We start from the raw sequence: 20610 nt of genomic DNA on the forward strand, positions 1-20610 counted from the left end.
CAACGATATGAAAATGACAACATCCGGGAGACAAGATGCCAGTTGCTGAACAGACCATAGTGCCGACTTTTGCCGGCGGAACGCTCGACCGTGCCGACCAGGTGCGGGTCAATCCCGACAAGCTGCGTGCGGCGATGATGAACCCGCGGGCCAGGCTGCTCAAGCTGGACGGTCTCAATCCTGTATTTGATGATTATGGTGATCTTGCCTGGGGCGCCGCCTATGAAGCTTCGCCGGACAATGATCTGCTTTTGCTCGGTATCGAGGACGACACACCCTATTTTGCCGAACTGAACGGGGCAGGGGACGCCGGACCGGCTGCCAACCGGGCGCTGTGGCAGACATTGGGCGCCTTGCCTGCCGATCAGGCGGCGATCTATGCCACGGCGCGCAGTCTGGTGGATTGGCACGCGCGGCACAAATTTTGCGCGCAATGCGGCAGGCCGACCGAGTCCCGCAAGGGCGGCTGGGCGCGGCTGTGCGATCGGGAAAAGGATGGTTGCGGGGCCGAGCATTTCCCGCGCACCGATCCGGTGGCGATCATGCTGTCGGAATGTGAAGGCAAGGTATTGCTTGGCCGCCAGCCGCGCTTTCCGCCGAAAAGCTTTTCCGCACTGGCCGGATTTCTGGAGCCCGGAGAGAGTATCGAAGGCTGCGTGAAACGCGAATTGTTCGAGGAAGCCGGAATCCATGTCCATGATGTCCGCTATGTCGCCAGCCAGCCCTGGCCGTTCCCGTCATCGCTGATGATTGCCTGTACCAGCCAGACCGACGATCCGACGCTGACTCTTGACGAAGAGGAAATCGAGGAAGCGGCCTGGTTTTCGCTCGACGAGGTCAGGGCGGCGATGGCGGGCGATCCGGATGCGCCTTTTGTCGCGCCGCCGCCCTTTGCCATTGCCCATGATCTGCTGAAACACTGGATCGACAGCAAAAGCTGATGCGCGGCTAGACCAGTCCGAGACTGGCCAGTTCGCCCAGCATCTCTGCCGGCATTTCCTCTGCGCCCTCTGCGCCGTCGCCGAGATCGGGCGGAGCGTCCTTTTCTTCCAGATAGCGCCAGCCCTGATGGGCGCGCTTGGGAATCGGCTGGACGGCGATCAGTTTCGGTTCGAGCCTTATCCACTGTTTCCCCTGGCCATTTTCCATGAAGCCGAGGATCGGCGAACGGCCAACGATCTTCTTCGCATGAATCCAGTAGAGCGAGCCGCCGACCATTTCCTCGTACCGTTTCGGCAGATAGCGGGTGGTCAGCCGCGCTTCGCCGCCGGTCGCACTGTTATCCCGATGCGATTCCAGCCATTGGCGCAGCGTCGCCGGGCTTTCGCTGCGATAGGCAATCTTGGTCATATTGAGTGGCATGGGTGATATCTGTGGGGGGCGACCGCTTTAGTCAAGCAGCTTCCAGAGCGTGGTGCGGCAGGCTGGACCAAAGCCTGGGCAAATTCATACAAGTTTATTATTGCAAATGATTATCAATATCATAATGTAGGGAGAATCGGACAGCAAGGAGAGACAGATTGACCGAGATACTGGAGAAGCTTTTATTACCATTGCCGGACATCCGGTCGCTACCGGCGGTCGAAGCGAAACTGATCATTGCCTTTCGCCTCGCGGTGGTGGCGAGTCAGAACTCGATTGACTGTCTGGACCCTCTGTCCGACCGGCTGGGGGGACAGCGGGCCGCAACGCGAATGCTGATCTTGGCCGAGACCATCGGATCCGCCTGGCAGGAGCCGTTCCAGATCGGGCGGCCCTGTTCTTCGCTGATCACACCGGATGAAATCTGGCTGATTGCAGCTATCCGTATGGCTGCTGGAGACAATCGGCCAGCCTTCGACTCGCTCAGTTGCGAAATGCTGGGCGATGGCGAACGGGATCGTATATATAATGATCTCGGCAATTTTGTTGCCGCTTATACAAGGGCTAGAGGCTGACCATTCCGCTGCCGACCGCAAGGCCGAGGAAGGCGAGAAAGCCCATGGTGTCGGTAATCATGGTCACGAATACCGATGAGGCCAGCGCCGGATCCTGATCGATCCGGTCGAGCATGACAGGCACGAAAATTCCGGCAAAACCGGCAATGACGATATTGATCATCATGGCCAGCGCGATCACGCCGCCGAGCATCGGGTTGGCAAAGACCAGACCGGTACCCAGCCCGACCAGCACGGCGATGGTCGCGCCGTTGAGCAGGGCTATGCGGAATTCCCGCCCGATGATCCGTCGGGTGTTGGATCGGGTCAGTTCGTTCATGGCGAGCGCGCGGACCGAGACGGCCATGGTCTGGGTGCCGGCATTGCCGCCGATCGAGGCGACGATCGGCATCAGGATCGCCAGCGCTACCATCTGTTCGATTGCCGCTCCGAAGATCGAAATGACGAAGCTGGCCACCAGCGCGGTCGCCAGATTGGTAATCAGCCAGCGGACGCGCGCCTTGTAACTGTCACGGATCGGTTCGTTGATGTCGCCGTCTCCGGCACCGGAGAGCAGCAGCACGTCTTCGCTGGCTTCGTCCTCGACAATATGGAGAATATCATCGACGGTAATCATTCCGATCAGGCGCCCGTCATCATTGACGACCGCGGCCGAGATCAGATTATATTTCTGGAAGCGGAGCGCCACTTCTTCCTGGTCCATGTCGACCGGAATCAGCGTCTGTTCCCGCTTCATCACATCGGCAATCGCGATGTCGCGCGGCGTTCTGAGAATCCAGCTCAGCTGGCAGGTGCCAATGGGCCGGAAAGCGGGGTCGACCACGTAGATTTCCCAGAATTCGGTGGTCAGATCATCATTTTTGCGAAGATAGTCAATCAGGTCGCCGACCATCATATGTTCGGGCACCGCGACAAATTCGCGCTGCATGATCCGGCCTGCTGTTTCTTCCTCGTAGGTGAGGGCGCTTTCGATCGCGGCGCGGTCTTCGGCATCCAGCTCGGCGAGCACCGCCTGCTGCTCGCCCTCGTCGAGGTCTTCGATAATCGAGACCGCATCGTCGGTGTCCAGCTGTTCGGTCAGGTCGGCAATCTGGCCCGCGTCGAGCACGTCGATCAGATCTTCGCGAACATGCTCGTTCATCTCCGCGAGCACATCGGCGCTGACCAGATCACCCAGCGCGCTGGCCAGCGGCGCGCGTTCGTCGGCGTCAACCAGCTCGAACAGGTCGGCAATATCGGCATTGTGGAGTGGATTGACCAGCTCCTGCGCCAGGACGCTGTTATTTTCCTCGACCGCATCGGACACCGAACGGACGAATTCGTCGGTCAGCCTGTTGTCTTCGTCGAGAACCTCTTCGCGGTCGGTGACTGCGTCGGGGGCGTCGTGGATGTCGGTCATCGCAATGCTCCCCTTTTTGCGCGCGTTCGGCCGTCTATTAGGCGTTGCACCGCCGCAATTGCAATCTTTTGTGACAATTATCCCAAGGCAGGGTGATTTTTCCCGACGCCTTGCCTATATGGCCCGCAAGACTGATTCAATGAACACAAAGGAAAAGACCCGATGTCTAACGAAAAAATGACTTTCCATCTTGATACAGGCGATGTCGAGATCAAGCTCCGTCCGGATCTCGCGCCCAATCATGTCGCACGGATCACCGAGCTGGCCGCCGAAGGCTTTTACGACGGCGTTGTATTCCACCGCGTCATCGCCGGCTTCATGGCACAAGGCGGCGACCCGACCGGCACCGGCATGTCCGGCAGCGACAAGCCCGATCTCGATCAGGAATTTTCCAAGGAGCCGCATGTTGAGGGCACCTGCTCGATGGCCCGTACGATGGACCCGAACAGCGCCAACAGCCAGTTCTTCATCTGCCTCGACGATGCAGGCTTCCTCGACGGCCAATATACGGTCTGGGGCGAAGTGACTTCCGGCATGGAAGCGGTTCACGCGCTGCCCAAGGGCGAGCCACCAGCGCAGCCTGGCGCGATCAAGTCCGTAACCCTCGGCTAACCGACTAGAAAATGCGTCTCGACAAGCCCAGGATCGCCCCGCTCGCCGAGTCAGAACTCGGTCCCGAGCATCGGGCGATGCTGGGCGAGCGTTTCAGGTCCGGCAAGATACTCAATATCTTTCGGACGCTGATCAAGGCACCAAAAGCCTATAAGGCGTTCATGTGGTGGGGCGGCTATATATTGTCCGGCCATAATGACCTCCCGCCGCGCGAGCGCGAGATCGTCATATTGCGCACCGGTTTCAACTGGAAATCCGGCTATGAATGGGCGCAGCATGTCCGCATCGGCAAGGACTGCGGTCTGACCGATGACGAGATCGAACGGATCAAGACGGGCCCGGACGCGGCAGGCTGGACGCCGCTGGAGAGCGCGCTGCTGCGAGCGACCGACGAACTGACCAGCGACGGCCACGTGACCGACTCGACCTGGGAAGCGCTTTCGGGGCTGACCGAGAAACAGCGTATGGACCTGGTACTGACCGTGGGCCAATATAGCCAGGTGTCGATGCTGCTCAACAGTTGCGGCGTGCAGCTGGATGATGATCTGGAACTGGATCCCGATCTGAAGGCCTGACGGCCCGGGTCTAGAGGCCCGCTTTTACCACCCAGTCATGGAAAATCCGGACCGCGCGGTTCTTCATGTCGCGTTTGCGGCAGACGAACCAGTAGCTGTACGGGCTGTCGACCTGATGATCGAACAGCCGGATCAGCCGGGAATCATTGGCATCCGAAAAATGGCCGCCGTGCATGATCGCTATGCCAAGACCCTGCGCCGCGGCTTCCAGCATCAGCGGTCCGCTGTCGAGATGGTCGATGCCGGCCGGCTGCAGATCGGGCAGGCCGACGACTTCCTTCCACTGGTCGAACGCACGGGTCATGTTGCTGTGAATCAGAATATTGTGATTCTGCAGATCCTCGGGCTTGCTGATGGCATTGGGGCCCTTGGTCAGTTCCACCGATGCAATCGCGTAAACCTTGTTGCTGTCTAGTTTCACCGCATAGAGATTGGGGTCGACATCGTCGCTGATGATGATCGCCGCATCGACGGCATCGCCCAGCATATTTTCGGCATGAGAGGATGTGTCCACATTGATATGCAGCTTGGGATAGAGTTTTTTGAGCTCCGGCAGGCGCGGCAGCAAGCGAGTCGCTCCGAACAAAGGCAGCACGCCAAGACGCAGACGCATATCTCCGCCGGTGACGGTCATCTGGTCGACCGCTTCGCCGATGACTTCAAGGGCCGGCGCGACCGCTTTCAGCAGGGCCTCGCCGTCGCCGTTCAATACCATCGACTGGTTGCGCCGTTCGAACAGGGGCTTGCCGATATGGTCTTCCAGCGATTTGATTCGCCGGCTGAGCGCCGGTGCAGACAGTGCAAGCTCGGCAGCCGCAGCCTTGGATGAGCCCAGACGGGCTACGCGAATGAAGGCCTCGAGGGCGCGAAGGGGAGGTAAACGACGCATAGAATAACCAATATTGTAAGTGAATCAGCTTTGTGCAACGCAAAATCAGAAACGAATCAAGGGGAATGGCGGAAAACTGTCACTAGCAATATTGCTAAGTTGCATGTTATGCAACCCGCAATGTTCTTTTCGCACTTGCACAATAATCTGTTTTGCTGCATTCAGAATGGGCCTTTCAGGCATCCTCTCCTAAAAACTTTTCAGGCCAGTTCTCCGGAACTGGCCTTTTTTTTTGGCAGAAATCGGCGCCGTAGTCTTTCCTCTTAAAATCTGATTCGCATATCGGCCTGGCGATCCCTATCTTGTTGGAAAGAACCGAAACGATTATCGAGGAGATACGCCCCAGTGTCCGATCCAGCGTCAATCAACGACAAGACCGAAGATGATAATATGCGGCTGAAGCTGCAGGTTGCCAATGCCCGGCCCGAAGACAGCGGTCGCGGGCTGGCCCGTCTGTCTCGTGATAATCTCGGAAAGCTCGGGCTGATCGAGGGCGACGTCGTGGAAATTGTCGGTAAACAGGCAACGCCGGCGCGGGCGGTCCTGCCCTATCCGGAAGACGAGGGGCTGGATTTCGTCCGCCTTGACGGTCTGCAGCGCGCCAATGCCGGCGTCGGTGCGGGAGATTTTGTCGAAATTCGCAAGATCGAATCGAAGGCGGCCAAGAAAGTTGTTTTCGGTCCGGCACAGAAAGACCTCCGGTTGCAGGGCAATGGTGGCGGTCTGAAGCGCAGCTTCATGGGACGTCCGCTGAAGGCCGGTGATTTTGTCGCCACCCATGGCCAGCAACAGGTCGACCGCGGGGATATGCCGCCGCAATTGCGGCAGATGCTGGCAGCACCGGCTTTTTCCCTGACCCAGATACGGCTCAACGTCATCGCGACCACGCCCAAGGGCATTGTCCATATCGACGAGGATACCGAGGTCGAACTGCGGCCGGAGTATGAGGAATCGACCGAGCATCGTCGCGCCGATGTAACCTATGATGATATTGGCGGCTTGCACGAAACCATCGATCAACTGCGCGAGATGGTCGAATTGCCGTTGCGCTATCCGCAATTGTTTACCCGGCTCGGCGTTGATCCGCCACGTGGCGTTTTGCTGCACGGTCCTCCGGGGACAGGCAAGACCCGACTGGCTCGCGCCGTCGCCAATGAAAGCGACGCGGAGTTTTTCCTGATCAACGGTCCGGAAATCATGGGCTCTGCTTATGGCGAGTCGGAAAAGAAACTGCGTGAGATATTCGAAGCGGCGACCAAGGCCGCGCCTTCGATCCTGTTTATCGACGAGATCGACTCGATTGCGCCAAAGCGCGGGCAGGTTCAGGGCGAGACCGAAAAGCGGCTGGTGGCGCAATTGCTGACGCTGATGGACGGGCTGGAATCCCGGCTCAATCTGGTCGTGATTGCGGCAACCAATCGCCCCGAAGCGATCGACGAGGCATTGCGCCGTCCGGGTCGTTTTGACCGGGAAATCATCGTCGGTGTGCCCGATGTAGCTGGCCGGCGGGAGATATTGGGCATCCACACGCGCGGCATGCCGCTGGAAAAGTCGGTGGACCTGAAAGAACTGGCCCGCACGACTTATGGCTTCGTCGGCGCCGATCTTGCCGCGCTGACTCGCGAAGCGGCTATCGAAGCGGTCCGCCGGATCATGCCCAAGCTGGATCTGGAATCGGAAAGCGTGCCGCCGGAAGTGCTCGAAGAGCTGGTGGTGCAGCGGCATGATTTTGTCGAAGCCCTGAAGCGGGTCCAGCCGTCAGCGATGCGCGAAGTCATGGTCCAGGCACCCGATGTCCGCTGGGAAGATATCGGTGGTCTCGACGAGGCGCAGATGCGGCTCAAAGAGGGTATCGAACTGCCGATGAAAAATCCGGAAGCCTTCATCCGGCTGGGCATTCGTCCGGCCAAGGGTTTTCTGCTCTACGGGCCACCGGGAACCGGCAAGACCTTGCTGGCCAAGGCGGTCGCGCGCGAAGCGGAGGCGAATTTCATTGCCACCAAATCGAGCGACCTGCTGTCCAAATGGTATGGCGAGAGCGAGCAGCAGATCGCGCGGCTTTTTGCCCGGGCGCGGCAGGTGGCGCCGACAATCCTGTTTATCGACGAGATTGACAGTCTGGTGCCGGCGCGCGGTGGCGGCATGGGCGAGCCCCAGGTGACCGAGCGGGTCGTCAACACGATCCTTGCGGAAATGGACGGACTGGAAGAAATGCAGTCGGTCATTCTGATCGGCGCAACCAACCGTCCCGGTCTGGTCGATCCGGCATTGCTGCGACCCGGCCGTTTTGACGAGCTGGTCTATGTCCCGGTGCCGGGCAAGGCCGGGCGCCGCCGGATATTGGCTATCCACACGGCAAAAATGCCGCTCGGCAAGGATGTCGACCTCGACGATATAGCAGAACGCACCGACCGCTATTCGGGCGCCGATCTGGAAGATCTGGTTCGCCGGGCGGGGCTTTATGCCTTGCGTGAATTTGGCGGACTCGTCGAAACCGTCCAGATGAAGCATTTCGAGAAAGCTCTGGAAGACAGCCGGGCTTCGGTCACCGTGGAAATGGAGGAAGAATATTCCAAGATGGAAGCGCAGCTGAAGCAGAACGCGATGCGGGCCGAACCGATCGGTTTCGTGTCGCCGGGTATGCTGACGCCGATCAAGGACAGCAAGCACTAGGGTTCTGTCCTCGGGACAGTCCCTAGGTCTTGGACATGACCCGGTCGTCGAGCTTCAGGGTTTTGAAGCCCCAGGCAAACAGGACCACACAGATGCCGGTCGCCAGCCAGAAAGGCAGGGGGCCGGCATAAGTGTAAAGCAGCACGCCGAAGGCCGGCGAGGCGATGAACGCCATGCCGTTCACCGAGGCGACGATGCCGGCCACTCCATTCTGTTCGGACCGGTTGACCGCAAGCGAGGCGCCGGCGGTGAATCCGGGGCGAAACAGGCCAAAGCCCAGCGAGGCTACTGCGAAGCCGATGATGATGCCGTACAGGTCGTGCGAAAGACCGATGATCAGACAGCCGAACGCGCCGAGAACCATGCCCCATAAAATCGAGGATCGGGGTCCCATCTGTAGCAGCGGGATCAGCCCCCATTGCGCCAGAAGCGTTGCGGCCGCGCCGGACATCAGTACGAGCCCGGTCATCCGGATGCCCATCTCCGGATCGCCGCGCAATCCCAGACGGTCGAGCACGAGAAAGCCGACAACACCCAGAATCAAAGCATGGGCATTGCCGCCGAATATGCCGGTGATCAGCCAGGGTTTGATTCGGTCGTCGCCCCAGCGCAACCGTGGCGGGACGCTGTTTTCGTCTTCGCTGTTGTCATCCTCTTCCTTCAGGCTGCCGGCAGAAGGCGCAGAACTATAAGGCTCGGACGTCACCACGCCGCGCGCCTGATAGCCGGGATTGTCATTGGGCAGTTTCAGCGCCAGCGCGATCATCACCAATATGCCGATCGCGGCAAAGGCGAACATCGGGCTGGACAGGCCGAGAACCGGTATGATCAGCAGCGGCGCGATCGCCGGGCCGACAATCGTGCCGAGACCGAAAGAGGAAGAAATCAGCGACAGCGCCTTGGTCCGGTCGGCACGGGCGGTACGTGCGGCGACATAGGCCTGTACCGCCGGCGGCGCGGCTGAACCGAGGCCGCCGTAAAGGCTGCGGAAACTGGCAAAAAGGATGAAGGTCCAGAGCGCGCTATACCAGCCGAGCAATCCCAGAAACAGCGCCAGACCGGCGAGCGCGAAGGATGCGGTAAAGCCGATCATGCCCAGACGCATCAGCGCCTTGCGGCCGCGATGGTCCGACTGGCGGGCCCATTTCGGTGCGGTATAGACCCAGAGCAGGGCTGACCAGCTGAAGGCGGCGCTGACCCAGAAATCTGGAATATGCAATTGTGTCCCGATGGTCGGCAGAATCGACTGCATGGCCGTATTGCCCGACGCGGTAACCAGCATGACCGAAAACAGAACCGCCATCCGGGTGCTGTCTATCGGCTTGGCATCGGGATCAGATGCCAGCTTGCGGTCCAGCGGTTCGAAATCGGGAGAATCGGCCATCGGCGCTCCTATGCCATGCTATTTCTGCCAGTCATAGCCACGTTCGACGCGGGCGACATGCAGAGTGTAGGCGCTATACCATATGTCGCGGCCCCGATCGCGGATCAGGGCATGGTCCGGGTTGTCGCGCCATGCCCTTGCACTGGCATCATCGCGCCAATAGCTGACGGTGATCCCGAAACCATCCGCAGAGCGGGCATGATCCTCGCCCAGATAGCCCGGTTGTTGCGCCGCGAGTGCGCCCATGGCCGCAGCGGCAGCCTGATAATCTGCTTCACCGGCACCGGTGCGTTGCGCGCAAAAAATCACCGCGACGGAGTCGTTTGGATAAAGTTGCATGACGATCTTTTAACCGGAGCAATGGAACCGGCAACCGCTAATAAATTTGTCACCGCTGCTGTAACGCTCTACTACCACAGTTTGATCTGTTGCCGGAGGAATGGTTTGTCAAATAGTGTTGCCAAGACGAAGATTACGGACCGCATCAAGTCGGGCCTGGAGCGCCGCCTCGGCCCCTGGGGTGTGTTCTTCAAGGGGTTTGTGAAGCATCCGGTGATGGTGGGATCGATCATCCCGTCTTCGGATGTCACGGTCAGGAAGATGCTCGAACCGGTCAAATGGGACGAGTGCGACCTGTTTGTCGAATATGGGCCGGGCGTCGGTACGTTCTGTCGCCCGGTGCTCGAACGGCTGAAGCCGGGAGCCGCGCTGGTGGTGATCGATCTGAATGAGGACTTCATCGATTATCTGGGCAAGTCGATCCGGGACAGTCGCTTCTACCCGATTCACGGCTCTGCCGCCGATGTGCAGAAGATCATCAGGGAATTGGGCCACGAGAAAGCCGACTATATCCTGTCCGGACTGCCTTTCTCGACATTGCCCGACCAGCTTGGTCCCAAAATTGCCAAGGAAACCTACGACGCCATCCGGCCGGGCGGGGCCTTTCTGGTCTACCAGTTCGTCAAGAAGGCGCGCGACTTCATGACCCCGCATTTCGAACGTATCGACAGCGGCTATTCCCTGTGGAACATATTGCCCTGTCATCTGTTCTGGGGATGGAAGGCGAAATAGCCGTTGGTCGACGGCTGAATGACGTTCGTCGAAGCCGGCGGTAGATCCAGGCCGGATTAGCGCCATGTTCAGACCTGAATTTTTTCATATAGATTGAGAGGAATATCCCGATGTCCCGTTTGTCCCGATCCCTGTTGCTGGCGCTGACCAGCACGGCATTGACGGTTACTGCGCCCGTGCTGGCCAAACATCATCAATCCGCCGAGCCGGCCCCGGTTGGCGAACTGGTGGCAGCGGTTGATATTCCCTATGAGGAATTTACGCTCGAAAATGGATTGAAAGTCCTTGTCCACACCGATCGCAAGGCCCCGGTTGTTGCCGTCTCGATCTGGTATGGTGTCGGTTCGGCCCATGAACCGGAAGGCAAGACCGGCTATGCGCATCTGTTCGAACATATCATGTTCAACGGGTCGGAAAATGCTCCGGGCGATTATTTCGAACCGCTGCGGCAGATCGGCGCGACCGATCTCAACGGCACGACCTGGCTCGACCGGACCAACTATTTCCAGACGGTTCCGACCTCCGCGCTGGACGTCGCTCTGTTCCTCGAAAGCGACAGGATGGGGCATCTGCTCGGTGCGGTAACGCAGGAGAAGCTCGACAACCAGATCGGCGTGGTCTCGAACGAAAAGCGCCAGGGTGACAATCAGCCTTACGGGCTGGTCAGCTACCGCCAGACCGAATTGCTGTTTCCCGCTGACCATCCCTATGGTCACGACACGATCGGTTCGCTGGAGGATCTCGAAGCGGCTTCTCTCGACGACATGAAACAATGGTTCACCGACCATTATGGACCGAATAATTCGATTCTTGTCCTGGCCGGCGATATCGATGTCGCGACCGCGCGGGCCAAGGTCAGCAAATGGTTCGGCGCGATTCCAAGCGGCAAGCCGATCCCGGAACTCGATCCCGAGCTGCCGACGCTTGATGCCCCGATTTACGAAGTGATGAAGGACAAGGTCGCGACCACGCGCATTTATCGCAACTGGGTGGTGCCCGGCCTGAATGATCCCGACTATACGCCGCTTGATGTCGGCCTGACCGTACTCGGCGGCCTCGCCAGCTCGCGGCTCGACAATATCATGGTACGGGACGAGAAAAATGCGGTTGCCGTATCCGCTTATGTCATTCCGTTTGTCCACGGCAGTGTCGTGAATATCCAGGCCGATGTAAAACCGGGTGAGGACGCGGATGCCGTCGCCAAAAGGCTCGACGAAATCATTGCCGATTTCATCGCCAATGGCCCCACCGAAGATGAAGTGCAGCGAGTGGCAACGCGCAATGCCGCCGCCCGGATCGCCGGTCTCGAACAGGTCGGCGGCTTCAGCGGCAAGGCTGTCGCGCTGGCACAGGGCCAGCTCTATTCCGATGATCCGGAATTTTACAAAAAAGAACTCGCCCGACTGGCGTCAGCCACACCCGAAGCGGTCACGGCGGCGATGCAGAAATGGCTGACCCGACCGGTTCTCGGCATCACCGTGGTGCCGGGCGAGCGGGAGGAATATCAGGAAGTGGATGCCGGCAAGGGCGCGCGGACCGGCGTTCTGACCGCGCCTGCCTTCTATATGCAGGATGGCCAGGCCGGAAGCGTGACCGTTCCCGATAGGTCGACCCTGCCGCCGGTGGGGGAGATCCCGAATGTCGATTTCCCCGATGTCGAAACCGCGATCCTGTCCAATGGCATCAAGGTCTATTTTGCCCAACGCGATGCAGTGCCGATGACCCGCGTGACCCTGTCGTTCAATGCGGGCACCAGCGCTGATCCTGCCGACAGGCTCGGATTGCAGAATTTCGTGACCTCTATTCTGGAAGAAGGCACGACCAGTCTGACCTCGGTCGAAATCGCCGAACAGCAGGAACGGCTGGGTGCCAATATCAGCATCGGCGGGGGACGGGACCGGACCGATGTCGCTCTGAGCGCGGTCAATCCCAATCTGGATGCATCGCTGGACCTGATGGCGGATATCGTCAAAAACCCGGCGTTCAACAGCGATGATATCGAGCGCATCCGGGTCCGGCAGCTGACTGCGATCGACCGCGAACAAAGCGATCCGTTGAGCATCGCCAGCAACACGCTGCCCCCGCTGCTTTTCGGGGCCGACCATCCCTATGGCCGCGGCCTGTCCGGTAACGGTACCAAGAAAACGGTAGCGGCGATAAGCCGCGATGATCTTGCGACCTTCCATCAGCAATGGATGCATCCTGCCAAGGCGACGATCTTTGCCGCCGGCCGGATCGACAAGCAGGAACTGGTCGACAAGCTGGAGCTGCGCTTCGGCCAGTGGCAGAGCACGGACAAGGCCGCGCCGGCAAAGAATTTTGATGCGCCGATTCCGGAAGGACAGGGACGGATCATCGCCATTCACCGGCCGAATTCTCCGCAGTCGATGATTCTGGCGGGGCAGGTTCTGCCCTACAAGGGATCTGATGATCTGCTGCCGCTCAATGCGGCGAACGAGATTCTGGGTGGCAATTTCCTTTCGCGGATCAATATGGATCTGCGCGAGACCAAGGGCTGGAGCTATGGCACCCGCAACACGGTCCTGCGCGGCGAAGACCGGGTCATGTACACCATGCGCGCTCCGGTCCAGACCAACCAGACCGGTCCTGCTGTTGCCGCGATAGACGCGCAGGTTCGTGATTTTCTGGGGGGCAATGGTGTCACGCCGGCCGAACTGGAACGCACGGTCAACGGCAATGTACGCGAGCTGCCCGGCCAGTTCGAACGCACGGCGAGAATTTTGGGCCAGATGCAGGGGGACGTGATGTTCAACCGTCCGTCAGACTATGCCGAAACCGTTGCGGATCGGTACAAGGCGCTGACCGAGGATGAGCTGAACTCAGCGATGGCGGAGGCCGTGGACCCGGACAAATTCACCTGGGTGATCGTCGGAGACCTGTCCAAGATCAAGACGCAACTGGACGCGCTCGATATGCCGACCGAATATCGCGGCTATGAAGCTAGTGACACTGCTGTTAATAGTGATAGCAGTTCGAACGATTCGGCGGGCAGCAGCGAGTAATCGTCAGCCCCGACAGAGTCAGGGCTTTGACATTAAAGGAGAATGGAATGTCTATTGATGGAACTTATACGTGCGTAACCAAATCCCCGATGGGAGATCAGACCTCGGAATTCACCATTGTCACCGACGGTGACACGTTCACCGGTACCAATGCCGGTGCCATGGGATCGATGGATGTCGAAAACGGCAAGGTCGACGGCAATCACATCACCTGGGAAATGAATATGACCGTTCCCATGCCGATGAAGCTGGAAGGCGACGCGACAATCACCGATGGTCAGCTGGCCGGTTCGGTAAAAGCAGGCGCTTTCGGTGAAATGGCAATGACCGGCACCAAGAAATAAGCGCTGTTCAGGCGATAAAAAGGGCCGCTACCCGATCGGGTAGCGGCCCTTTTTTGTCTGATATCCCGGTCGGGCCTAGCGGATGACGACCGTCACGGCGCGCCGGTTCCGGGCCCAGGCGCTTTCGTTCGATGCGAGCGCTTCCGGACGTTCCTTGCCATAGCTGACCGTGGTCATCCGTGCCGGGCTGACGCCGAGCGAGGCGAGATAGTTTTTCGCGGCATTGGCGCGGCGTTCCCCGAGTGCGAGGTTATAGTCGCGGGTTCCGCGTTCGTCGGCATGGCCTTCGATGGTGATCCGCGCATTGGGATTTTGCGCCAGCCATTGTGCCTGGCTCTGCAAAACAAGCTGGTCCTGCGGATCGATGTTGAACCGATCGGTGTCGAACAAAACCCGGTCGGACATCGTGTTGGCAAGAAAATCACCCTGTGAGCCGGGCGCATAGCCCGGACCGGTAGGACCGGTTGGTGTGGGCGCGGGCGTTGTCGTGTCAACCGGTGGCGGCGGCAGGTCTTCCGGTGCCTTTTTCGCACAGCCAGCCACTGCCAGGCTCGCGGTAATCAGGAGGGGAGTCGCATATTTGATCATAATTCTGCTCCTATTTGATTGTGCCCTTGGGCTTTATATAATCTCTTTTCAGGGACTTGTCTTGGATTGAATCTAAGGCAGCAACGGACCCCAGGCCGGATCCGAGCCGTTGACGGGGGTTGGCAGCTGCCGTTCGTTGCGACCGGTCAGGTCGACCTGCCAGATGCCGGTCTTGCCGCTTCCTTGCGTCGTCCGGAAGAACTGGATCACCCGGCCATTGGGTGCCCATGTCGGGGCTTCGTCCTGCCAGCTGTCGGTGAGCAGTCTTTGACCGCCGCCACTGGGGGTCATGACACCGATGCGAAAATTGCCTGCCATCTTGGTGAAGGCAATCAGGTCGCCCCGCGGGCTCCATTCCGGCGTAGCAAAGCGGCCGCCGCCAAAGCTGATCCGCCGCTCATTGCTGCCATCGGCGTCCATCACATAAAGCTGCTGGCTGCCCGAGCGATCGCTTTCAAAGACGATCCGGCTGCCGTCGGGAGAAAAGCTGCCGCCGATATCGATGCCGGGGGAAAAAGTCAGCTGCTGCGGCCTGCCGCCGCCCGCTGCCGAAATCTTGTAGATATCGGTATTGCCGGCAATCGCCATGGAATAGAGGATCCATTTGCCGTCTGGCGACCAGCGCGGCGCAAAGGTCGGATTGGTGCTCTGGGTGATCAGGCGCTGGCGACCGGTGCCGATGTCATAGACATAGATGCGCGGGTTGCCGTCGAGAAAGCTCAGATAGACAATGCTCTTGTAATCGGGAGAAAACCGCGGGGTGAGGGCAGTGGCCTGGCCGTTGGTGATGAACCGGTGGTTGGCGCCGTCGCTGTCCATGATCGCCAGTCTTTTAACCCGGTTTCCCTTGGGACCGGTCTCGGCGATATAGGCGATGCGGCTGTCGAAAAAGGGAGACTCGCCACTCAGTCTGGAGTAGATTGAATCGGCGCATTTATGCGCGGCTCTGCGCCAGTCGCGCGGTTCGACGACAAAGCCCTGGCGGGTCAGTTCGGTTTCCAGCGCGACATCATAGAGATAGCAGCCCACCGTCAGCTTGCCGTCGGGATTGGCCCGCACGAAACCCTGGATCAGCGCAGAGGCGTTGGTCCCGGTCCAATAGGGGAATTGTGGTGCGGTCACTTCGGAGTAGCTGATTCCGCGGACCTGATTGCGTCCAATCGGTTTGAACAGACCGCTCGACCGCAAGTCGGTGACGATGACATCGCTGATTTTGGCGCCCAGTTCGCTGGTGCTGCCGGCGGGCGTGTCAATGCTTTGCTGCGTCGGCAGTCCGGGCACGGCGATGACAAGATCGTCGCTTGATGTGTCTTCAACATCGACCGTCAGCTGTGCAGCCGCAGGCACGGCCCAGAGTATCAGTGATAGCGGAAGGATGAATTTTCGAACAGATATGTTAGTTAGTGCCATCTAATTTTCCTTAAAGGCCTAGATATAGAACAGGTTCGATAACCCGCCATTCTCCGTAATATTCTTTCGGAAATGTTGAATATGGGGCGGCAAGACGCACCGCCGCAATAGCTCGTTCCTGATGAATTTCGACTTGTGACCGGTTGCTGGCGGTAATGCCAATCGTAGTAGCCCTCGGCGTTCCTATAATTTGACCATTTTCGTCAAGCTGTGCCGTAACAGTAGTGCGCAGGTTTTCTGCATCAGCTCCCGTAGGAGATTTCCAATGAGGTTTTAATTTCCTTTTTAACTCAGAAGCAAGAGCGGCTTTGACGGCAGGCGAGGCCCGCTCCGCCGCGATATTCTGGTTGCGGCTCACCGAAGGCGCATCGGTGACGCCTTTCAGGAAATCATCACCCAGTCGCGAACCGCGGGGTTTCGGTTTGGGAACCGGCTTCGGCTCTGCCTTGGCTGCGGTGCTGGCCGGCTTGTCCGGTCGCCGTCGGGGTTCACGGGAAACGGGAGCGGGCTTGCTTGCCGGTGTCGGCTTCGCTTCGGCTTTCGGGGGTTCGGGCAGTGGCTCCGGCTCGACTAAGCTGCTCTCTTCCGGGGCACCAAGTTCCGGTGCGACGCTGGTCGCAGGCGTGATCATGGAGGGATCGGGCGCGGCGCTTTCGAGCCCGACCTCATCGGCAATCATAACCTCGATCGGCTTGTTGCGAAACGCGTCGTTGGTGCTGCTCAAAATGCTCAAGGAGAGCGCGCCAAACAGGGCCAGATGACCCGCAGCCGCTATTCCCAAGCCAATTTTTTCAGCTTTCTCCATATCAGCGGTCCACTCTTAAGGCGTCTCTGATGAACCTGTCGTGACCAGCGAAACCCGGTTCAGTCCCGCCCGGTTCAGCTCGCCCATCACACCCATGATCAGGCCATAATCGAGCGTCCTGTCGCCGCGCAGCATGATCTGGCGCGGGTCTTCGGGATTCTGGTCGGCGGCGATTTCGCGCAGCCGGGTCTCCAGCGCACCGCGGCTGAACTCCTCGTCATCAAGGAAAATACGGCCTTCATTGTCGATCGAAATCTGCACCGGCTCCTGCTCCTGTTCCAGCGCGTTGGCGCGGCTTTCGGGCAGATCGACCGGGACGCCGGTGACCAGCAACGGAGCGGTCACCATGAAAATGATCAGCAGCACCAGCATCACGTCGACAAAGGGGGTAACGTTGATCTCGGCCATCGGCGCGCGTCCGCGGCCACCGCCGCGCCTGCCGATGCCGGAGCCCATATTCATGCCCATGCTCAGTCTCCCAGTTCCAGTTCGCGGCTGAGCGTTGCGTGGAAACCGTCGGCAAAGCGGCCCATACGGGCCTCCAGCTTGTTGAGGCGATGGGAGAAACGGTTATAGGCGATAACCGCGGGGATGGCGGCGAACAGGCCGATGGCGGTGGCGAACAAGGCTTCGGCAATGCCGGGGGCGACCACCGCGAGCGAGCTGTTCTGTTCTGCGGCAATCGCCGAGAAACTGCGCATGATTCCCCAGACCGTGCCGAACAGGCCGACGAAGGGCGCAACGCTGCCGACCGTGGCAAGAAAGTTGAGCCGGTCGGCAATCCGGTCGACTTCACGGGCAATGGTTGTGTTCATCGCGCTGGCAAGCCGCTGGCGGGTGCCTTCGCGGTCGATCGGCGCCTTGGCCGTCGAACGGCGCCATTCCCGGACACCGGCAGCCAGCACCTTGGCGCTGGGCAGGGACGATTGGCCATATTCGTCAAAAAACTTGTCCAGATTCTCGGTTTTGTCGAATGCCCGTTCGAACCTGTCCGATTTTCGCGTGATCTGTCCGATTTTCATGCCGAAGCTGACGATGATCGTCCAGGTCCACACGCTGGCGAGCAGCAGCCCGATCATCACCGCCTTGACGACGATATCGGCTTCCATGAACAGCATGAGGGGGGAGAAATTTCCGGCAGTCGCCCCCAGAGAAAGTTGGTCTAGCAAGATCTATAATCCTTCATTTCATATCAGCCTGGTCCATGACGCTGGAAAATGCCTTTGTCCACGTCCTGGGTTGTCGTCGCGGACGTCCCGCAGGCGTAAGAAAGGCTGCGTGAACGGAAGCTGACGTAATATGGTCCGGACCGCGCATGATTTGCTGGTCGATGACAACGCTGGCGGCCCGCAGCGTTTCGACCGTGCTGATAACGACCAGATCGTCATTCAGTTTCGCCGGCAACAGATATTTCATCGTCAGATCGACCACGGCATAAACGCCTTCGCCGCTGTCATAGGCTGCGCCCTGATCCATATCGAGAAGCCGCAGCATGTCCGAGCGCGCGCGCTCCATGTAGCGCAGATAATTGGCGTGGTAGACTATGCCGGAAAAATCGGTGTCCTCGAAATAGACGCGACAGGAGAAATAATGTTTGCCGTCAACGAAACGGCCATCAAATGGCTTGATATCGGCGGGGATGTCCATGTTCCTGACATTAGGGGTATGTCCGCGTGCGGGGAAGGGTGAAAAGCGATGCGTTGGTATTTTGGGCGCAAATAAGACTCGACTGGACCGGCGCCGCCTGAATCGATCTACAGTGTGGCGGACTTGCGGTGGAATCAGCGCGCGCAGCCAATGCACAGGGCCGCAGCCGGATCGATTTCCAGTCGGCGAAAGGCAATCGGATCTCCGCACTCGGCGCACCAGCCATATTCATTCTGTCTGATACGTTTCAGCGCCATTTCAATCCGGGCCAGATCACTGGTCCGCCGGCGTGCTTCGGCCTGGGCCATTTCCTGCTGTTGCATCGCGTCCATCCGGGACAGGCGGCCGACGCTTTGCTGGTCGAGCTCGACTGTATTGCGCCAGCTTGCCGCTTCCGCGTCCAGTGCTTTCAGTTCAGCCTGCCGTGCGCGCAGGCGCTCGTGCAGAATTTCGATGTGGGCCGGTAATAGCTCGTCCGCCACGGTCAATCCTGCGACGATAGATAATCCAGCGCCGCTGCCGTCATGGCTTCAGTCCCCAATGTGACGGACTCGCGCGGAGCGACCTTGAAAAAGGGCGAGTGATGGGCCGGTACCGGAGCCCCGCCGGATGCCTCGCGGTCAAAATCGGCTTGCGGCGTGCCGCCGACGGCAAAATAGACACCAGGGACATCGGTATTGGGGGCGACGAAATAGGCAAAATCCTCTGCGCCCATGCCCTCGCGCGGCTTGTTGTCGAACACATCTTCACCGAAGCGTGCCGCGAAAACGCCCTTTACCCGCTGGGTCATCGCGGCGTCATTATAATTGGCCGGTGTTGATTCGTGCGAGACAAGTACTTCGGGTAATTTGTCTTCCGGCAGGCCGTTCATCCGGCCGACATTGGTAGCGATCCGCTTGATTCCTTCGAGCAATTTGGCCCGCGTTTCCGCGTCATCCGAACGGACCGTGAGTTGCATGATTGCCCTGTCGGAAATGATATTATGCTTGAACCCGCTGTGGAAGGAACCGACGGTTACCACGGCCGGTTTGAGCGGCGCGATTTCGCGGCTGACGATGGTTTGGAGCGCCATGATGATTTCCGCGCCCATCACGATCGGATCCTTGCCACGATGCGGGGATGCACCGTGCGCGCCAACTCCGTGGACGATGATATCGACGCTGTCTGACGAGGAATAGTTGATCCCCTCGCCCAGTGCCAGCTTCCCGGTCGGTGTGTCGGCCGAAACATGGAAGGCCATGGCGAAGTCCGGCTTGGGAAAACGGCTGTAGAGCCCGTCCTCCATCATCAGTCTGGCGCCGCCGATCCGCTCTTCGGCCGGTTGCGCGATCAGCATCAGGGTGCCGGACCACTGATCCTTGCGCGCGGCCATTTGCCGGGCGGTTCCGATCAGAGACGTGATATGCACATCATGGCCGCAGGCGTGCATCACCGGCTTTTCTTCGCCGTCGATGCTGACCTGTCTCGCGGTCGACATATAGTCCAGTCCGCTGTCCTCGACCAGCGGCAGACCATCCATATCGGCGCGCAGCATCAGAGTCGGACCTTCGCCATTTTCCATCACCGCGACCACGCCGGTACCACCGATTTTCTCGGTGACGGCAAATCCCGCTTCCCGCCATTTCCCGGCAATGATCCCGGCGGTGCGGACTTCCTTGTAGGACAGCTCGGGGTTTTTGTGGAAATCGATGAACAGGGCTTCCAGCGCATTGTCGTAATCCGCGGCAATGCTGGCCGCCAGATCGGGCGAAGGCGTTGCGGTCTGCGCCGCAGCCGGCGTGATCCAGAACAGGGCCGATGTCGCGGCCAGAGCCAATAGATTTTTCATGATTTCCTCCCGGATTTCTCCGCTTCTATGCCGGACCAAGGCGAAATGCGCAAAGCTTGTTGCCTTCCGGGTCGCGGAAATAGGCCGCGTAAAATGCACCTGGGCCTTCATCGCCGCGGACACCGGGGGCCCCTTCGTCGCTCCCGCCGAGTGCGAGAGCCCTAGCATGGAAAGCATCAACCTGTCCGCGTTCCTGCATCTGCAAGGCGATCATATTGCCATTACCGGGCTGAGCCTTCTGTCCGTTGAAGGGCGTGGTCAGGGCAATTGATGGTGTGCTCATATCAACGCCATAGAGGGTGAAGCCGTTCTCCTCGAGCTGCATCAGGCGCTTCGCGCCGAGTTCCCCGAGCAACGCGTCATAATAGCTGCGCGCCTTGTCGATATCATTCGTGCCGAGCGTTACATATCCGATCATGATGCTT

The 20610-nt window shown here is 59.3% G+C and carries 22 protein-coding genes; 8 read left to right on the forward strand and 14 right to left on the reverse strand.

Features of this window, described 5'->3' with window-relative positions; all coding sequences use genetic code 11:
* Positions 1 to 35: 35 nt before the first annotated feature.
* Positions 36 to 941, forward strand: coding sequence for an NAD(+) diphosphatase (nudC, locus tag SPHFLASMR4Y_RS16190; protein ID WP_089134474.1), 906 nt, complete (start codon positions 36 to 38; stop codon positions 939 to 941).
* Positions 942 to 948: 7 nt separating this feature from the next.
* Here the strand turns inward: nudC and SPHFLASMR4Y_RS16195 are convergent, their stop codons facing one another.
* Positions 949 to 1362, reverse strand: a complete 414-nt coding sequence (locus SPHFLASMR4Y_RS16195) for a DUF1489 family protein (RefSeq protein WP_089134475.1) — start codon at positions 1360 to 1362, stop codon at positions 949 to 951.
* Between the two features lie 158 nt (positions 1363 to 1520).
* On the opposite strand from SPHFLASMR4Y_RS16195, the gene SPHFLASMR4Y_RS16200 reads away from it, so the two are divergent.
* On the forward strand, positions 1521 to 1937 hold the full coding sequence (locus SPHFLASMR4Y_RS16200) for a hypothetical protein (protein ID WP_145955576.1): 417 nt from the start codon (positions 1521 to 1523) through the stop codon (positions 1935 to 1937).
* Here the strand turns inward: SPHFLASMR4Y_RS16200 and mgtE are convergent.
* Positions 1927 to 3336: a magnesium transporter gene (gene mgtE, locus SPHFLASMR4Y_RS16205; RefSeq protein WP_089134477.1), complete on the reverse strand. Its 1410-nt coding sequence runs from the start codon at positions 3334 to 3336 to the stop codon at positions 1927 to 1929. The two genes, SPHFLASMR4Y_RS16200 and mgtE, sit on opposite strands and share 11 nt — an antisense overlap.
* A 162-nt stretch (positions 3337 to 3498) precedes the next feature.
* Here mgtE and SPHFLASMR4Y_RS16210 point away from each other — a divergent pair, with 162 nt between their 5' ends.
* Both SPHFLASMR4Y_RS16210 and SPHFLASMR4Y_RS16215 read left to right on the forward strand, forming a co-directional pair.
* Positions 3499 to 3948, forward strand: a complete 450-nt coding sequence (locus SPHFLASMR4Y_RS16210) for a peptidylprolyl isomerase (protein ID WP_089134478.1) — start codon at positions 3499 to 3501, stop codon at positions 3946 to 3948.
* Between the two features lie 11 nt (positions 3949 to 3959).
* Complete coding sequence (locus tag SPHFLASMR4Y_RS16215) at positions 3960 to 4523, forward strand: carboxymuconolactone decarboxylase family protein (RefSeq protein WP_089134479.1); 564 nt, start codon at positions 3960 to 3962, stop codon at positions 4521 to 4523.
* Between the two features lie 10 nt (positions 4524 to 4533).
* Here SPHFLASMR4Y_RS16215 and SPHFLASMR4Y_RS16220 read toward each other — a convergent pair whose 3' ends face one another.
* On the reverse strand, positions 4534 to 5412 hold the full coding sequence (locus tag SPHFLASMR4Y_RS16220; RefSeq protein WP_089134480.1) for a LysR substrate-binding domain-containing protein: 879 nt from the start codon (positions 5410 to 5412) through the stop codon (positions 4534 to 4536).
* Between the two features lie 390 nt (positions 5413 to 5802).
* On the opposite strand from SPHFLASMR4Y_RS16220, the gene SPHFLASMR4Y_RS16225 reads away from it, so the two are divergent.
* Complete coding sequence (locus SPHFLASMR4Y_RS16225) at positions 5803 to 8085, forward strand: CDC48 family AAA ATPase (protein ID WP_089134951.1); 2283 nt, start codon at positions 5803 to 5805, stop codon at positions 8083 to 8085.
* Positions 8086 to 8107: 22 nt separating this feature from the next.
* Here SPHFLASMR4Y_RS16225 and SPHFLASMR4Y_RS16230 read toward each other — a convergent pair whose 3' ends face one another.
* Complete coding sequence (locus SPHFLASMR4Y_RS16230) at positions 8108 to 9469, reverse strand: MFS transporter (RefSeq protein WP_260807007.1); 1362 nt, start codon at positions 9467 to 9469, stop codon at positions 8108 to 8110.
* 18 nt (positions 9470 to 9487) lie between these two features.
* Complete coding sequence (locus tag SPHFLASMR4Y_RS16235) at positions 9488 to 9808, reverse strand: antibiotic biosynthesis monooxygenase family protein (protein WP_089134481.1); 321 nt, start codon at positions 9806 to 9808, stop codon at positions 9488 to 9490.
* A gap of 105 nt (positions 9809 to 9913) precedes the next feature.
* Here SPHFLASMR4Y_RS16235 and SPHFLASMR4Y_RS16240 point away from each other — a divergent pair, with 105 nt between their 5' ends.
* The 3 genes from SPHFLASMR4Y_RS16240 (at position 9914) to SPHFLASMR4Y_RS16250 (ending at position 13907) form a co-directional block, all read left to right on the forward strand.
* The gene (locus SPHFLASMR4Y_RS16240; protein ID WP_260807008.1) at positions 9914 to 10540 is read left to right on the forward strand and encodes a class I SAM-dependent methyltransferase; all 627 of its coding nucleotides are present in this window, start codon (positions 9914 to 9916) and stop codon (positions 10538 to 10540) included.
* Between the two features lie 110 nt (positions 10541 to 10650).
* Positions 10651 to 13563, forward strand: a complete 2913-nt coding sequence (locus tag SPHFLASMR4Y_RS16245; protein WP_186265981.1) for a M16 family metallopeptidase — start codon at positions 10651 to 10653, stop codon at positions 13561 to 13563.
* Positions 13564 to 13610: 47 nt separating this feature from the next.
* Positions 13611 to 13907, forward strand: a complete 297-nt coding sequence (locus SPHFLASMR4Y_RS16250) for a hypothetical protein (protein WP_089134483.1) — start codon at positions 13611 to 13613, stop codon at positions 13905 to 13907.
* A 75-nt stretch (positions 13908 to 13982) separates the two neighbouring features.
* On the opposite strand, the gene pal is transcribed toward SPHFLASMR4Y_RS16250, so the two are convergent.
* The 9 genes from pal to SPHFLASMR4Y_RS16295 form a co-directional block, all read right to left on the reverse strand.
* A complete protein-coding gene (pal, locus tag SPHFLASMR4Y_RS16255; protein ID WP_089134954.1) occupies positions 13983 to 14492 on the reverse strand; it encodes a peptidoglycan-associated lipoprotein Pal in 510 nt (169 codons plus the stop codon).
* Positions 14493 to 14567: 75 nt separating this feature from the next.
* Positions 14568 to 15905 (reverse strand): Tol-Pal system beta propeller repeat protein TolB, encoded by a 1338-nt coding sequence (gene tolB / locus SPHFLASMR4Y_RS16260; protein WP_089134484.1) that lies wholly within the window; start codon positions 15903 to 15905, stop codon positions 14568 to 14570.
* Between the two features lie 10 nt (positions 15906 to 15915).
* The gene (locus SPHFLASMR4Y_RS16265) at positions 15916 to 16710 is read right to left on the reverse strand and encodes a cell envelope biogenesis protein TolA (RefSeq protein WP_089134485.1); all 795 of its coding nucleotides are present in this window, start codon (positions 16708 to 16710) and stop codon (positions 15916 to 15918) included.
* Between the two features lie 15 nt (positions 16711 to 16725).
* Positions 16726 to 17178, reverse strand: a complete 453-nt coding sequence (gene tolR / locus SPHFLASMR4Y_RS16270; RefSeq protein ID WP_089134486.1) for a protein TolR — start codon at positions 17176 to 17178, stop codon at positions 16726 to 16728.
* Positions 17179 to 17180: 2 nt separating this feature from the next.
* Entirely contained in the window at positions 17181 to 17828 is a 648-nt protein-coding gene (gene tolQ, locus SPHFLASMR4Y_RS16275) for a protein TolQ (RefSeq protein WP_089134487.1), read from the reverse strand.
* Between the two features lie 64 nt (positions 17829 to 17892).
* Complete coding sequence (locus SPHFLASMR4Y_RS16280; protein ID WP_089134488.1) at positions 17893 to 18357, reverse strand: YbgC/FadM family acyl-CoA thioesterase; 465 nt, start codon at positions 18355 to 18357, stop codon at positions 17893 to 17895.
* Positions 18358 to 18491: 134 nt separating this feature from the next.
* Positions 18492 to 18839, reverse strand: coding sequence for a TraR/DksA family transcriptional regulator (locus tag SPHFLASMR4Y_RS16285; RefSeq protein ID WP_186265982.1), 348 nt, complete (start codon positions 18837 to 18839; stop codon positions 18492 to 18494).
* A 2-nt stretch (positions 18840 to 18841) separates the two neighbouring features.
* Positions 18842 to 20185, reverse strand: a complete 1344-nt coding sequence (locus tag SPHFLASMR4Y_RS16290; RefSeq protein ID WP_089134489.1) for an amidohydrolase — start codon at positions 20183 to 20185, stop codon at positions 18842 to 18844.
* 25 nt (positions 20186 to 20210) lie between these two features.
* Entirely contained in the window at positions 20211 to 20603 is a 393-nt protein-coding gene (locus tag SPHFLASMR4Y_RS16295) for a VOC family protein (RefSeq protein WP_089134490.1), read from the reverse strand.
* Between the last annotated feature and the right edge of the window lie 7 nt (positions 20604 to 20610).

This window comes from Sphingorhabdus sp. SMR4y (genome assembly GCF_002218195.1).
Taxonomy (GTDB): domain Bacteria; phylum Pseudomonadota; class Alphaproteobacteria; order Sphingomonadales; family Sphingomonadaceae; genus Parasphingorhabdus.

Excerpts from the sequence above, each read along its gene's own strand:
- SPHFLASMR4Y_RS16215 (WP_089134479.1), top strand. The coding sequence starts at position 3,960 with ATGCGTCTCGACAAGCCCAGGATCGCCCCGCTCGCCGAGTCAGAACTC.
- SPHFLASMR4Y_RS16195 (WP_089134475.1), bottom strand. The coding sequence starts at position 1,362 with ATGCCACTCAATATGACCAAGATTGCCTATCGCAGCGAAAGCCCGGCG.
- tolR (WP_089134486.1), bottom strand. The coding sequence starts at position 17,178 with ATGGGCATGAATATGGGCTCCGGCATCGGCAGGCGCGGCGGTGGCCGC.
- SPHFLASMR4Y_RS16265 (WP_089134485.1), bottom strand. The coding sequence starts at position 16,710 with ATGGAGAAAGCTGAAAAAATTGGCTTGGGAATAGCGGCTGCGGGTCAT.
- SPHFLASMR4Y_RS16210 (WP_089134478.1), top strand. The coding sequence starts at position 3,499 with ATGTCTAACGAAAAAATGACTTTCCATCTTGATACAGGCGATGTCGAG.
- SPHFLASMR4Y_RS16220 (WP_089134480.1), bottom strand. The coding sequence starts at position 5,412 with ATGCGTCGTTTACCTCCCCTTCGCGCCCTCGAGGCCTTCATTCGCGTA.
- SPHFLASMR4Y_RS16280 (WP_089134488.1), bottom strand. The coding sequence starts at position 18,357 with ATGGACATCCCCGCCGATATCAAGCCATTTGATGGCCGTTTCGTTGAC.
- SPHFLASMR4Y_RS16250 (WP_089134483.1), top strand. The coding sequence starts at position 13,611 with ATGTCTATTGATGGAACTTATACGTGCGTAACCAAATCCCCGATGGGA.
- tolQ (WP_089134487.1), bottom strand. The coding sequence starts at position 17,828 with ATGCTGTTCATGGAAGCCGATATCGTCGTCAAGGCGGTGATGATCGGG.
- SPHFLASMR4Y_RS16295 (WP_089134490.1), bottom strand. The coding sequence starts at position 20,603 with ATGATCGGATATGTAACGCTCGGCACGAATGATATCGACAAGGCGCGC.
- tolB (WP_089134484.1), bottom strand. The coding sequence starts at position 15,905 with ATGGCACTAACTAACATATCTGTTCGAAAATTCATCCTTCCGCTATCA.
- mgtE (WP_089134477.1), bottom strand. The coding sequence starts at position 3,336 with ATGACCGACATCCACGACGCCCCCGACGCAGTCACCGACCGCGAAGAG.
- SPHFLASMR4Y_RS16225 (WP_089134951.1), top strand. The coding sequence starts at position 5,803 with ATGCGGCTGAAGCTGCAGGTTGCCAATGCCCGGCCCGAAGACAGCGGT.
- SPHFLASMR4Y_RS16290 (WP_089134489.1), bottom strand. The coding sequence starts at position 20,185 with ATGAAAAATCTATTGGCTCTGGCCGCGACATCGGCCCTGTTCTGGATC.
- SPHFLASMR4Y_RS16245 (WP_186265981.1), top strand. The coding sequence starts at position 10,651 with ATGTCCCGTTTGTCCCGATCCCTGTTGCTGGCGCTGACCAGCACGGCA.
- SPHFLASMR4Y_RS16235 (WP_089134481.1), bottom strand. The coding sequence starts at position 9,808 with ATGCAACTTTATCCAAACGACTCCGTCGCGGTGATTTTTTGCGCGCAA.
- SPHFLASMR4Y_RS16230 (WP_260807007.1), bottom strand. The coding sequence starts at position 9,469 with ATGGCCGATTCTCCCGATTTCGAACCGCTGGACCGCAAGCTGGCATCT.
- nudC (WP_089134474.1), top strand. The coding sequence starts at position 36 with ATGCCAGTTGCTGAACAGACCATAGTGCCGACTTTTGCCGGCGGAACG.